The 12,574-nt window shown below is 59.6% G+C and carries 10 protein-coding genes and 1 riboswitch; of the genes, 3 read left to right on the forward strand and 7 right to left on the reverse strand.

The features are described from left to right. Positions 1-3: 3 nt before the first annotated feature. The 6 genes from glyA to EGO55_RS17940 all read right to left on the reverse strand — a co-directional run bounded on the left by glyA (position 4) and on the right by EGO55_RS17940 (position 7,034). Entirely contained in the window at positions 4-1,296 is a 1,293-nt protein-coding gene (gene glyA / locus EGO55_RS17915; protein ID WP_021690760.1) for a serine hydroxymethyltransferase, read from the reverse strand. A gap of 4 nt (positions 1,297-1,300) precedes the next feature. Continuing rightward, on the reverse strand, positions 1,301-1,744 hold the full coding sequence (gene rpiB, locus EGO55_RS17920; RefSeq protein ID WP_021690759.1) for a ribose 5-phosphate isomerase B: 444 nt from the start codon (positions 1,742-1,744) through the stop codon (positions 1,301-1,303). 122 nt (positions 1,745-1,866) lie between these two features. Beyond that, positions 1,867-1,947: riboswitch (ZMP/ZTP riboswitch) on the reverse strand. A 71-nt stretch (positions 1,948-2,018) separates the two neighbouring features. Continuing rightward, positions 2,019-2,660 carry a DUF2059 domain-containing protein gene (locus tag EGO55_RS17925; protein ID WP_021690758.1) on the reverse strand — a complete coding sequence of 214 codons (642 nt, stop codon included), beginning with the start codon at positions 2,658-2,660 and terminating at the stop codon, positions 2,019-2,021. Further along, positions 2,657-4,654 carry an RNA polymerase sigma factor RpoD gene (gene rpoD / locus EGO55_RS17930; RefSeq protein ID WP_021690757.1) on the reverse strand — a complete coding sequence of 666 codons (1,998 nt, stop codon included), beginning with the start codon at positions 4,652-4,654 and terminating at the stop codon, positions 2,657-2,659. Before rpoD ends, EGO55_RS17925 begins: the two co-directional genes overlap by 4 nt. Before the next feature lie 8 nt (positions 4,655-4,662). Then, positions 4,663-6,567 carry a DNA primase gene (gene dnaG, locus EGO55_RS17935; protein ID WP_021690756.1) on the reverse strand — a complete coding sequence of 635 codons (1,905 nt, stop codon included), beginning with the start codon at positions 6,565-6,567 and terminating at the stop codon, positions 4,663-4,665. A gap of 14 nt (positions 6,568-6,581) precedes the next feature. Then, on the reverse strand, positions 6,582-7,034 hold the full coding sequence (locus EGO55_RS17940; protein ID WP_021690755.1) for a GatB/YqeY domain-containing protein: 453 nt from the start codon (positions 7,032-7,034) through the stop codon (positions 6,582-6,584). 163 nt (positions 7,035-7,197) lie between these two features. On the opposite strand from EGO55_RS17940, the gene carA reads away from it, so the two are divergent. From carA to greA, 3 genes are all read left to right on the forward strand, one after another. After that, a complete protein-coding gene (gene carA / locus EGO55_RS17945; RefSeq protein ID WP_021690754.1) occupies positions 7,198-8,364 on the forward strand; it encodes a glutamine-hydrolyzing carbamoyl-phosphate synthase small subunit in 1,167 nt (388 codons plus the stop codon). Beyond that, positions 8,364-11,687, forward strand: coding sequence for a carbamoyl-phosphate synthase large subunit (gene carB, locus EGO55_RS17950; protein WP_021690753.1), 3,324 nt, complete (start codon positions 8,364-8,366; stop codon positions 11,685-11,687). The genes carA and carB overlap by 1 nt, the downstream gene beginning before the upstream one ends. A 113-nt stretch (positions 11,688-11,800) precedes the next feature. Beyond that, positions 11,801-12,268: a transcription elongation factor GreA gene (gene greA, locus EGO55_RS17955; protein WP_021690752.1), complete on the forward strand. Its 468-nt coding sequence runs from the start codon at positions 11,801-11,803 to the stop codon at positions 12,266-12,268. A 50-nt stretch (positions 12,269-12,318) separates the two neighbouring features. Here greA and EGO55_RS17960 read toward each other — a convergent pair whose 3' ends face one another. Next, a complete protein-coding gene (locus tag EGO55_RS17960) occupies positions 12,319-12,540 on the reverse strand; it encodes a DUF4170 domain-containing protein (protein ID WP_040716100.1) in 222 nt (73 codons plus the stop codon). Positions 12,541-12,574: the final 34 nt, after the last annotated feature.

Consider the following 12,574-nt stretch of genomic DNA (forward strand, 5'->3'; position numbering starts at 1 on the left):
GGATCACATGCCCGGATAGACGGGGAACGACTGGCACAGTTCCTCGACCTGCGCACGGACCCGTTCTTCCACCTGGCCGTCGCCTTCTTCGCCATTGCGCGAAAGACCTTCGACAACCTCTGCAATCAGCGCGCCGATCTTGCGGAATTCATCCGTGCCGAAACCGCGCGTCGTGCCCGCAGGCGTGCCAAGGCGCACACCCGAGGTCACAAACGGCGACCGGGTATCGAACGGAATACCGTTCTTGTTGCATGTCAGCCAGGCGCGATCGAGGCCCTTTTCCGCCGATTTGCCAGTGACATCCTTGGCCGTGAGATCGACCAGCATCAGGTGGTTGTCGGTGCCGCCTGATACGATGCGCAGGCCATGTTCTTCAACACTGGCTGCCAGAGCGCGGGCGTTGGCGACCACGTTTTTGGCATAGACCTTGAAGTCAGGGCGCAGCGCTTCGCCAAAGGCAACCGCCTTTGCGGCGATCACGTGTACCAACGGGCCGCCCTGAAGGCCGGGGAAGACAGCCGAATTGAACTTCTTGGCCAGATCTTCGTCATTGGTCAGGATGATGCCCGAGCGGGGGCCACGCAGGCTCTTGTGCGTGGTGCTGGTCACCACGTGGGCATGCGGGAAGGGCGAGGGGTGTTCGCCACCAGCCACCAGACCGGAGAAGTGCGACATGTCGACCATCAGATAGGCGCCCACTTCATCCGCAATTTCGCGAAAACGCGGGAAATCCCAGATGCGTGAATAGGCGGTGCCGCCAGCGATGATCAACTTCGGTTTGCATTCGCGCGCGATGCGGGCGACTTCGTCCATGTCGATCAGTTCATCGTCCGGACGCACGCCGTAAGGGACCGGGTTGAACCACTTGCCCGACATGTTGACCGGCGAACCGTGAGTGAGGTGCCCGCCCGAGTTGAGATCGAGCCCCATGAAGGTGTCGCCCGGCTGAAGCAGGGCAAGGAACACCGCCTGGTTCATCTGGCTGCCCGAATTGGGCTGCACATTGGCGAAGGCGCAACCGAAAAGCTGCTTGGCCCGTTCAATGGCCAACGTTTCCACCACATCGGCATAGTCGCAGCCGCCATAGTAACGCTTGCCGGGATAGCCTTCGGCGTATTTGTTGGTGAAAACGGAACCCGTGGCTTCGAGAACGGCCTTGCTGGCGATGTTTTCGCTGGCGATCAGTTCAATCTTGTTGCGCTGCCGCTTCAGTTCGCTGGCAATGGCGGCCGCCACTTCAGGGTCGGCCTGCGCCAGCGTGTCGTTCCAGAAACGGTTCATGGTATCGGTGCTCATCAATTCAGTTCCCGGTGGCAGGGTTGGACAGCTTGTCGACGCGCGGACCATGGCGGCCGCCGCCGAATTCGGTGGAGAGAAAAGCGTCAAGGCAGGCCTTGGCCATGTCGATGCCGGTCAGCCGCGCGCCCATGGCGATGGCGTTGGCATTGTTGTGTTCGCGGGCGAGAGCTGCCGAAAGCGGTTCGGACACCAGCGCGCAACGCAGTGCAGGGTGGCGATTGACGGCGATCGAAATGCCAATGCCCGATCCGCACAGCGCCACGCCATATTTCGCAGTGCCGTCGGCAACGACAGAGGCCAGCTTGTAGCCGTAATCGGGGTAATCGACCCGGTCTGCGGTTTCCGGCCCGAGATCAGCGACCTCGTGGCCCAGTTCGATCAGATATTCACGCAATTCAGCCTTGAGATCGACGGCTGCGTGGTCGGAAGCGATGGCAATACGCACCTTGTGTCACCTGTTATGCGGAATGGAATCAGCAACGCAGCCCTTAGGCGCGGGTGGCCGCGATGACCAGCTTTCGTTAGCGCGGATGTATGAACGCAAGACACGCCTCCAACTTTGAAAGTTCGGGGTGCCCAGACGAGCGGCAAACTGGCTTCGCGCTCCACGGCGGTGCTCCGCCTGTCTCGTCAGTTACGCGAATGCGGCGTCAATAGGCGGGTTGGCTTGCCGGGTCAAGAAAAGGGGGATGCGCAGGGTGGGGCGCATCGGATTCCGTCTATTTGTCTTGGGAATCCATAAAGCGCTGAACCGCCTCCGGGTGCTTTTCCCCGTATTCTTCCAGTTCGTTGCGTAAGGATTCTGTCATCGGGTCGGCAATGCGCCTGCCCTCTTCTAGAACCGTTTCATAGAATTGAAGAATTGCAGGGTTCGCCATCGTGGCATTGCTACGCGACAGGAAACCACGACCGCTGGACGATGCCATGAACGTGCGAATGTCGCGCAGTTCATTCATGCTGAATTCCTGCGCATAGGCAATTGCCAGATGTTCATACATCGCCGGGATACGCGCGGCGATCAATGCATCCAGCCGTGCGCGCAAGGCCGCATCGTAACGCTTGTAAATCGCGTTCAGCCCAGGTTCTTTGTCGAACGGGGCGTAGGGTATTTCGGCGGCGGCCCTGGAACGAACAAGATTGATCACGCCTTCAAAAACCGCAGAGCGATCTTTTTCAGCGATACCGGCTGCGATGATGTCCCGCGCCAGTGCCAAGGCATCCGGATTAACCGGAGGTGTTGCCGGATTGGCCGCATCGGCGGCGGGTTTGTCAGGCGATTGCGCCCATCCCGTCTGCGGTGTTGCGGCAACTGCCAGAAGCAGTGTGCCGATTGCGCCGAGACGGGATGCGGCAAACGTCATTGATCGAGGAACGAGCGCATCTTCCGGCTGCGGCTCGGGTGCTTGAGCTTGCGCAGCGCCTTGGCTTCGATCTGGCGGATACGTTCGCGGGTGACCGAAAACTGCTGCCCGACTTCTTCCAGCGTGTGATCGGTATTCATGCCGATGCCGAAACGCATGCGCAGCACGCGTTCTTCGCGCGGGGTCAGGCTGGCAAGAACACGGGTAACCGTTTCCTTGAGGTTGGCCTGAATCGCTGCGTCGACCGGAATGATCGCGTTCTTGTCCTCGATGAAATCGCCGAGGTGGGAATCTTCCTCGTCCCCAATCGGCGTTTCGAGAGAAATCGGTTCCTTGGCGATCTTCATCACCTTGCGAACTTTTTCGAGCGGCATCGACAGACGCTCGGCCATTTCTTCCGGCGTCGGTTCGCGGCCCTGTTCGTGCAGGAACTGGCGGCTCGTGCGGACCAGCTTGTTGATCGTTTCGATCATGTGGACCGGGATACGGATCGTGCGCGCCTGATCAGCGATAGAGCGGGTGATCGCCTGACGAATCCACCATGTGGCATACGTGCTGAACTTGTAGCCACGGCGGTATTCGAACTTGTCGACCGCCTTCATCAATCCGATGTTGCCTTCCTGAATGAGGTCGAGGAACTGCAGGCCGCGGTTGGTGTACTTCTTGGCGATGGAAATCACGAGACGCAGGTTCGCCTCGACCATTTCCTTCTTGGCGATGCGTGCTTCACGCTCTGCCTTCTGGACCATGTTCACGATCCGGCGAAATTCGCTGAGGCTCATGCCGGTCTGGCTGGCGATATCGGCGATTTCGGCGCGGATACGTTCCACCGCAGCCGCTTCGTTTTCGACGAAGGCCGCCCACTTCTTGTCCTTCTTGGCGTGGCTTTGCAGCCAGCCGTCGTCCAGTTCGTGGCCGACGTAGGAATCGAGGAAGTCCTTGCGCGGGACCTTGTGCCGTTCTGCAAGGCGCAGCATCTGCCCGCCAAGCGCCGTGAGGCGGCGGTTGAAGGTGTAGAGGTTGTCGACCAGGAATTCGATCTTGGTGGCGTGGAACTGCACGCTTTCGACTTCTGCTGTCAGTTCTTCACGCAGCGTTTCGTATTGTTTTTCCTTGGCTGCGGGGAAATCGTCGCCCCGGCCAAGGGCGTCGACGCGCTCTGCCTGAATTTTTTCGAACTTGCGGAACAGCTTGGTGATGCGGTCGAAGGTTTCGAGCGCTTCCGGCTTCAGCGCAGCTTCCATCTGGGCGAGCGAGAGGGTGTTGTCATCCTCGTCCTCTTCCTCGCGCCGACGGCTGCCGCCTTCGCCATCCTCGTCGTCGGAGTTTTCCTCCTCCTCTTCGATGTCGTCATCCTCCTTGTAGGAGGGGCCAGCGGTTTCTTCGCTGATTTCGCCGTTATCGTCGCCGTCTTCCTCCATCTTCTCGACCGGAGGTTCCTTGGAAAGCATGGCGTCGAGATCGAGAATCTCGCGCAGCTGCATTTCCTCGTTATTGAGGGCTTCGGACCACTGAATAATGGCGTGGAAGGTGATCGGGCTTTCGCACAGGCCCATAATCATGGTGTCGCGACCGGCCTCGATCCGCTTGGCGATGGCGATTTCGCCTTCGCGGCTGAGCAGTTCGACGGCGCCCATTTCGCGCAAGTACATGCGCACGGGGTCGTCGGTGCGCTCCACCGTTTCTTTCTTCTTGGGCGCTTCGGTGATCAGCTTGGGATTATCGTCCATGCCGATTTCATCGACGCTGGAATCATCTTCCTGCCCTTCGGCATCCTCATCGCTTTCCACGATGTTGACGCCCATTTCAGAAATGGCGGACATAATGTCTTCGATCTGTTCTGAAGACATCTGATCCTGCGGCAGCGCCTCATTCAGCTCATCCACTGTCACAAAACCACGACGTTTCGCACGCGCGATCAGTTTTTTGATGGAAGCTTCATTGAGGTCGATCAGCGGTGCATCGTTGCTGTCTGTGTTCGCTTCGGACGCCATATTCGTTTTCAGTCCATTCCCTGTTCGTCCTGCGCCGTATTGGCAGCGGCAGGCGATGACTCTTCCTGTGTTGGCGCGACGACGCGTTGTCGGGCCAATTGCCTCAACCGCTCTTCCAATGCCAGCTTTCTTTCGCGCAGGCGCTGTTGCTCGGCAATGGCGCCTTCCGGATCGGAATCGAACCGCGCCGCCGCAGCCACAAGGGCCGCTTCGAGCGCGGGCCGTTCCACCAGCATGGCGACGGCTTCGGCCAAGTCCTCGCGGGCAGACTGCGGATGCGGATCTTCCAACAGGAAGGAATAACGAGCATGATCCGGCGGCGTTGCAAGGCTTCGCAACTCCTTTATGGGGCTACGCGCGCCATTTTCAAGCGTTTCGGCATGATCAAGTAACACGTCTATCGCTTTTGCGGTTGCGGGATCGCCAGGAACATAGCTTGCCAGCGCGTCGGCGTGACGGTGAAGCTGGTCCGGAAAGCGGGCCAAACCGGCGATTACCGCACTTGCCAGAACATCCCTGCCGCCACCTTGCGCAAGCCCGCGCAAGCGACGGGCGGAGTTTTCGGAAAGCCCGGGGGATTGGGCCGGCGCGGCGAATCCACGTTTGAACCCCGTGCGCGGTGCGGCCGGGGCGCGAGGTTCGCGCGGGGGGTAGGCAAAGGCGGAAAACCGGTCGAGCAACTCGCGGCGATACAGCGCCTTGATATCGGGATGCGCAATCGCGTCGACATGGTCCATCAGGCGCGCCTTCAGGCCAGCCTTGTCTTCCGGCGTCGCCAATGGTTTGGCCGCATGTTCATGATCCCACAGTGTTTCGAGCAGGCTGATGGGATTGCGGAGGAGGTGTTCCAATGCATCGCGCCCCTGAGTCTTGAGCAGATCGTCAGGATCAAGGCCGGCAGGCAGCCGCACAATGGCCAGGGAATGACCGGGGCGGAGCAGGGGAAGAGCCCGAGTCGCGGCTCGCATGGCGGCCCGTTGGCCGGCGGTATCGCCATCGAAACACAGGATGGGCACATCGACGAGCCGCCAGAGCATCTCGATCTGCTGTTCGGTCAGCGCGGTACCCAGCGGCGCAACGGCTTCTTCGATCCCGGCGGCGGCCAGCGCAATGACATCCATGTACCCTTCAACCACGACGATCCGGTGGGTCTGGCGGGAAGCCGGTCCTGCCCGGTGCAGATTGTAAAGGGTGCGCCCTTTGTCAAACAGTGGGGTGTCAGGGGAATTGAGATACTTGGGGGCGTCGGTCTTGTCCTTTGTCAGGATGCGCCCGCCAAACGCGATAACCCGCCCACGCGCATCCTGAATGGGTAGCATCAGGCGGTCGCGAAAACGATCATACGGCGGCTTGTCGTCGACGGCGATGCGCAGGCCGCCTTCGACCAGCATCGCCTCCTCGAACGGCTCAAGCGCCTGTTTTAGCGCGGTACGGCTGTCCGGGGCATAGCCGAAGCCAAAACGTTCTACCGTGCGTGCATTGAACCCGCGCGATTCCAGATAAGCACGCGCGTCGCCGCCGTTCCCGCCTGCGAGATTGGCCACAAACCAGTTCTGCGCAGCCTGCATGACATCGTGCAGGCCGGCGCGTTGTTCGGCCTTGCGGGCCTCTCTTGGGTCCGGCTGCGGGACTTCCATGCCAGCTTGTGCGGCCAGATCGCGCACGGCATCCATGAACGATAGCCCACGCTGGTCTGTCATCCACCGGATAACGTCGCCATGTGCCCCGCAGCCGAAGCAGTGGTAAAAGCCCTTTTCGTCGTTGACGGTGAAGCTGGGCGTCTTCTCATTATGGAAGGGGCAGCAGGCTTTCCATTCCCGTCCGGCGCGGGTGAGCTTATCGGTCCGCATGATCACGCTCGACAGCGTGATACGGGCGCGAAGTTCATCCAGCCATTGGGGGGAAAGTGACACGGCTGTCGATCAGGTCAGCCGAAGCTGGCCTTCACGAGCCCGGATGCCTTGCCGAAATCCATCTGTCCGGCGAAGCGCGCTTTCAGTTCCGCCATTACCTTGCCCATATCCTTGACCGATTCGGCACCGATTTCCGCCTTGATCGATTCGATAGCCGCCGTGACATCGGCTTCGGACATCTGCTGCGGCAGGAATTCCTCGATGACCGCAAGTTCGGCCTTTTCCTGATCGGCGAGTTCCTGTCGGCCGCCTTGTTCGTACATTGTGATGGATTCGCGGCGTTGCTTGGCCATCTTCTGCAGGACTTCGCTGATTGTGGCGTCATCGTCGCCCGTCGCCGTGGCCGTCCGCAATTCGATATCGCGGTCCTTGATCTTGGCCAGGATCAGACGGATCGCCGCGAGGCGTTCCTTCTCGCGGGCTTTCATGGCATCTTTCTGGGCCTGCGTGATCGAATCGCGAAGCATCGGAAAAGCTTTCCTCTCAATGATTTAGGGGGCCGTGAAAACGGGCTGCGCACTATACCTGATATATTTGTGAACCGATAGCTTGACCCGGGGGCCGCCCACGTCTAGCCGCTGGGCCTTAGCGCACATTGCCAAACCCTTTTATGACTGACGGAGCTGCCCCATGGCCGACGCCGCCTCTTTGCACGCGCCCCAACCCGATGGGGCGACCGGCGTTCTGGTTCTCGCCGATGGTACCGTGATCTGGGGCAAAGGCTTCGGCGCCACCGGCCATTCGGTGGGCGAAGTCTGCTTCAACACGGCCATGACCGGATACCAGGAAGTAATGACCGACCCGTCCTATGCGGCGCAGATCGTGACATTCACGTTCCCGCATATAGGTAACGTAGGCACCAACGACGAAGATATCGAATCGCTTGTCGAAGGCGCTGTCGGTTGCGTCGTTCGTGAAGACGTGACCCCGCCGTCGAGTTTCCGTGCGGAACGTACTTTTGCCGACTGGATGGTCGATAACGGCAAAATTGGCCTTTCGGGTATCGATACGCGTGCGCTGACGCGGCGTATTCGCCTTTCGGGCGCACCGAATGCGGTGATCGCGCATGATCCGGATGGCAACTTCGATATTCCGGCGCTGTTGCAGCAGGCACGGGACTGGCCGGGGCTGGAGGGGCTCGATCTCGCCAAAGTCGTGTCGCGAACTGCGCAGCAGGAATGGCGTGGTGGTGCATGGACCCTGGGGCAGGGCTATGCCGCCGAAGACGATGACAGCCGTCCGCATGTCGTGGCGCTCGATTTCGGGGCGAAAGACAATATCTTCCGTAATCTGGTGGAAGCCGGGGCACGGGTGACGGTTCTTCCGGGGCAATCCTCCCTGGACGACGTGTTGGGGTTGAATCCCGCTGGCGTCTTTCTCTCCAACGGCCCCGGAGATCCCGCCGCAACGGGCGTATACGCCGTCCCGGTGATCCAGGCCTTGCTCGAACGGGACATGCCGATCTTCGGCATTTGTCTGGGCCATCAGATGCTGGGCCTCGCCGCAGGTGCAACAACTTCGAAGATGCATCAGGGGCATCGCGGTGCCAATCACCCAGTGAAGCGTCTCGAAGACGGCGTGGTGGAAATCACCAGCATGAACCATGGCTTTGCCGTCGATAATGCGAGCTTGCCCGATACGGTCGAGGAAACGCATGTTTCCCTGTTCGACGGTTCGAACTGCGGCATTGCCATCAAGGGCAAGAAGGCCTTTGGTGTGCAGTACCACCCTGAAGCCTCGCCCGGTCCGATGGACAGCTTCTATCTCTTCCAGAAATTTGTGGGATCGCTCGGCTAATGCCCAAACGCACAGATATCTCCTCGATCCTCGTCATCGGTGCTGGCCCGATCATTATCGGCCAGGCGTGCGAGTTTGACTATTCCGGCACGCAGGCGATCAAGGCGCTGAAGGAGGAGGGCTACCGCGTGGTCCTCGTCAACTCCAATCCGGCCACAATCATGACCGACCCCGATATGGCGGACGCGACCTATGTCGAACCGATTACGCCGGAAGTGGTCGCAAAGATCATCGAGAAGGAGCGCCCCGATGCGCTGCTGCCCACGATGGGCGGGCAAACCGCGCTGAATTGTGCGCTCGATCTTGAACGCATGGGGGTGCTGGAGAAGTTCGGCGTGACCATGATCGGTGCCAATGCCGATGCGATCGACAAGGCCGAGGATCGCCAGCGTTTCCGCGAGGCGATGGACAAGATCGGTTTGGAAAGCGCGCGCAGCGGCGTTGCTCACACGCTTGAGGAAGCGGTCGCCGTGCTGGAAACCACGGGCTTGCCTTCGATTATCCGCCCCAGCTTTACCCTGGGCGGCACGGGCGGCGGTATCGCCTATAACAAGGCGGAATTTGAAAAGATCGTGCGGGAAGGCCTCGATGCCAGCCCGACGACCGAAGTCCTGATCGAGGAAAGCCTGCTCGGTTGGAAGGAATACGAGATGGAGGTCGTGCGCGACAAGCACGACAACTGCATCATCATCTGTTCCATCGAAAACGTCGATCCGATGGGCGTGCACACGGGCGATTCCATTACGGTCGCTCCGGCGTTGACGCTGACCGACAAGGAATACCAGATCATGCGTTCGGCGAGCATTGCCGTGCTGCGTGAAATCGGTGTGGAAACCGGTGGTTCGAACGTGCAGTTCGCGGTCAATCCGGAAGATGGCCGCCTGATCGTGATCGAAATGAACCCGCGCGTGTCGCGCTCATCGGCGCTTGCGTCGAAGGCGACCGGATTCCCGATCGCACGCGTCGCCGCCAAGCTTGCCGTGGGTTACACGCTCGACGAAATCACGAACGAGATTACCGGCGCAACGCCGGCCAGTTTCGAACCGACGATCGATTATGTGGTCACCAAGATTCCGCGCTTTACCTTTGAAAAGTTCAAAGGCGCCAAGGCTGAACTCTCGACCGCGATGAAATCGGTGGGTGAAGTCATGGCCATTGGCCGGAACTTCAAGGAATCGATGCAGAAGGCGCTGCGCGGTCTGGAAACCGGACTGGACGGTTTCAATCGCGTGGTCGAACTGGAAGGCGCAGGCCGGGAAGCCATCACGGCGGCACTGGCGGTGCGGGCACCGGATCGCATTCTGAAGATTGCCCAGGCGTTTCGCGAAGGGTTCACCGTGGATGAAATCCACGCGATCACCGCTTACGACAAGTGGTTCCTGCGCCATATCGAGGAAATCATCGCCGAAGAGGCCCGGATTTCCCACGACGGTTTGCCGACGGATGCCGCCGGGATGCGCCGTGTGAAGGCAATGGGCTTTTCGGACAAGCGGCTCGCCACGCTGGCCGTGCGTTCGGTCCATGTCGCAGGCGGTCTTGGCGAAACCCAGGCCAAGCGTTCCGGCCTGCTGCACGATGCCATCCGCGCGATGGCGGGTGCGACGAGCGAGGACGAAGTGCGCGAGTTGCGGCACAAGCTGGGTGTCTATCCCGTGTTCAAGCGGATCGACAGCTGCGCGGCCGAGTTCGAAGCCATCACGCCCTACATGTATTCCACGTACGAAGCGCCAGCCTTTGGCGAACCGGAAGACGAATCCATGCCGTCAGACCGGCGCAAGATTGTCATCCTTGGAGGTGGTCCCAACCGGATCGGTCAGGGTATCGAATTCGATTATTGCTGTTGCCATGCCTGTTTTGCGCTCGAGGATGCCGGGTTCGAAACGATCATGATCAATTGCAACCCGGAAACGGTGTCCACCGATTATGACACATCGGATCGCCTCTATTTTGAGCCGCTGACGGCGGAAGATGTGCTCGAGATTCTGCGCGTTGAACAGAGCAAGGGCGAACTGGTCGGGGTGATTGTGCAGTTCGGCGGGCAGACCCCGTTGAAACTGGCGCAGCCGCTTGCCGATGCAGGCATTCCGATTTTGGGGACGTCGCCTGATGCCATCGATCTTGCGGAAGACCGGGAACGGTTCGCCGCACTGGTCGAGAAGCTGGGCTTGCGGCAACCCGCCAACGGGATTGCCCGCAGCCGGGATGAAGCTGCGGCCGTGGCTGCGCGTATCGGCTATCCCGTGCTTCTGCGTCCGTCCTATGTTCTGGGCGGTCGGGCCATGGAAATCGTGGATTCCGAGGCGCAGTTGGACAATTACATCGCCACGGCGGTGAACGTGTCGGGCGATAGCCCGGTGCTGATTGACCAGTATCTGCGCGATGCGATCGAATGCGATGTCGATGCGCTTTGCGATGGTGATCAGGTCGTCGTTGCCGGGGTTATGCAGCACATCGAGGAAGCCGGCGTTCACTCGGGCGATAGCGCCTGCACCTTGCCGCCTTACAGCCTTTCCGATGAAATCATCGCGGAGATGGAACGGCAGGCTGAAGCACTGGCCAATGGCCTGAATGTGCGCGGGCTGATGAACATCCAATTTGCGGTGAAGGACGGTGAGGTTTACCTGATCGAGGTGAACCCGCGCGCCAGCCGCACAGTGCCGTTTGTTGCAAAAGCCATTGGTGATCCGGTGGCGAAGATTGCGGCGCGAGTGATGGCTGGCGAAAAGCTTGCGGATCTGCCCGGAATTCGCCGCAAGGTGGATTATATGGCCGTAAAGGAAGCGGTTTTCCCGTTTGCACGGTTCCCCGGTACCGATCCGGTGCTTTCCCCTGAGATGAAGTCGACGGGCGAGGTGATGGGGATCGATCGGGCCTTCCCGATGGCGTTCTACAAATCGCAATTGGGCGCCGGGCTGCGTCTGCCGGAAGAAGGTGTGCTGTTCGTGTCCGTCAAGGATAGCGACAAGACCGTGATCCTGCCCGCTGTCGAACAGATGATTGCCAATGGTTTCAAGGTTATCGCTACCGAAGGCACGCAGCGTTTCCTCGTCGAAGCCGGGCTTCCGGTGGAGAAGGTGAACAAGGTGCTCGAAGGGCGCCCGCATGTTGTCGACAAGATCATCGATGGTGAGGTCTCGATCGTCTTCAACACCACCGAAGGATGGCAAAGCCTGAAGGATTCGCAGTCGATCCGTGCTTCGGCGTTGGAAGGCAAGGTGCCTTACTTCACAACGGCGGCGGCATCGGTGGCTGTGGCAAAGGCGATTGCCGCTGCAAAAACCAGCGACCTTGAAGTGCGCTCGCTTCAGGATTATTACGGCTAAGACACCAGCGTCTTCCCGACATCAGGACTGGATTTCCGCCATTTGCTCTCTTCAGAGCGTAAATGGTCGGAGAATCTTGGACCGGGGATGCTTAGAGAAATGGGGTAGTTGGTATGGAAAAGGTGCCGATGCTGGCAGAAGGCTATGAGAAGCTGACTGCCGATCTGAAGGCCCTAAGGGAAGAACGGCCGCGTGTGGTTGACGCGATCGAAGAAGCGCGTGCGCATGGCGACCTGTCGGAAAATGCCGAATATCATGCGGCAAAGGAACGGCAGGGTCAGATTGAAGCGCAGATCGCTGATATCGAAGATCGTGTTACACGGGCCCAGATTATCGATCCCACTACGCTTTCGGGGGACCGGATCGTGTTCGGTGCCACTGTGTCCCTGTTCGACGATGATAATAAGCCTGTGCGTTATCAGATCGTTGGGCAAACCGAAGCGGACGCCAAAGTTGGTCGGATTTCCTATAATTCGCCGCTTGGGAAAGCGTTGATCGGGCGCAAGGTTGGTGATGAAATCGAAGTGACCGTCCCTTCGGGCGATCGTTTCTATCTCGTCGACAAGATCGAGTTCATCTGACCATCAGGAACTGGACCGGGGCATCTGCCCCGGTGCCATGTTCGTTGCACTCAGGATTCCGGCAGTGCCGGTTCCAGCAATTTGTGCAGATGGACAATCACGTACTTCATTTCGGCGTCATCGACGGTACGCTGCGCATTGCCGCGCCACGCATCTTCGGCTTCGGCATAACTGCCGAACACGCCGACGAGGTCGATGTCATTGAGATTCTCGAATTCCAAACTTTGCGGATCTTTAACACGACCGCCCATTACCAGGTGTAGAAGCTGCATAAGCTCAAGGCCCTCGAATTTGATCTGACGAATG

Origin of the sequence: Caenibius tardaugens NBRC 16725 (assembly GCF_003860345.1) — a bacterium.
GTDB classification, from domain to species: domain Bacteria; phylum Pseudomonadota; class Alphaproteobacteria; order Sphingomonadales; family Sphingomonadaceae; genus Caenibius; species Caenibius tardaugens.

Excerpts from the sequence above, each read along its gene's own strand:
- rpoD (WP_021690757.1), bottom strand. The coding sequence starts at position 4,654 with ATGGCGTCCGAAGCGAACACAGACAGCAACGATGCACCGCTGATCGAC.
- EGO55_RS17925 (WP_021690758.1), bottom strand. The coding sequence starts at position 2,660 with ATGACGTTTGCCGCATCCCGTCTCGGCGCAATCGGCACACTGCTTCTG.
- greA (WP_021690752.1), top strand. The coding sequence starts at position 11,801 with ATGGAAAAGGTGCCGATGCTGGCAGAAGGCTATGAGAAGCTGACTGCC.
- carB (WP_021690753.1), top strand. The coding sequence starts at position 8,364 with ATGCCCAAACGCACAGATATCTCCTCGATCCTCGTCATCGGTGCTGGC.
- EGO55_RS17940 (WP_021690755.1), bottom strand. The coding sequence starts at position 7,034 with ATGCTTCGCGATTCGATCACGCAGGCCCAGAAAGATGCCATGAAAGCC.
- glyA (WP_021690760.1), bottom strand. The coding sequence starts at position 1,296 with ATGAGCACCGATACCATGAACCGTTTCTGGAACGACACGCTGGCGCAG.
- carA (WP_021690754.1), top strand. The coding sequence starts at position 7,198 with ATGGCCGACGCCGCCTCTTTGCACGCGCCCCAACCCGATGGGGCGACC.
- EGO55_RS17960 (WP_040716100.1), bottom strand. The coding sequence starts at position 12,540 with ATGCAGCTTCTACACCTGGTAATGGGCGGTCGTGTTAAAGATCCGCAA.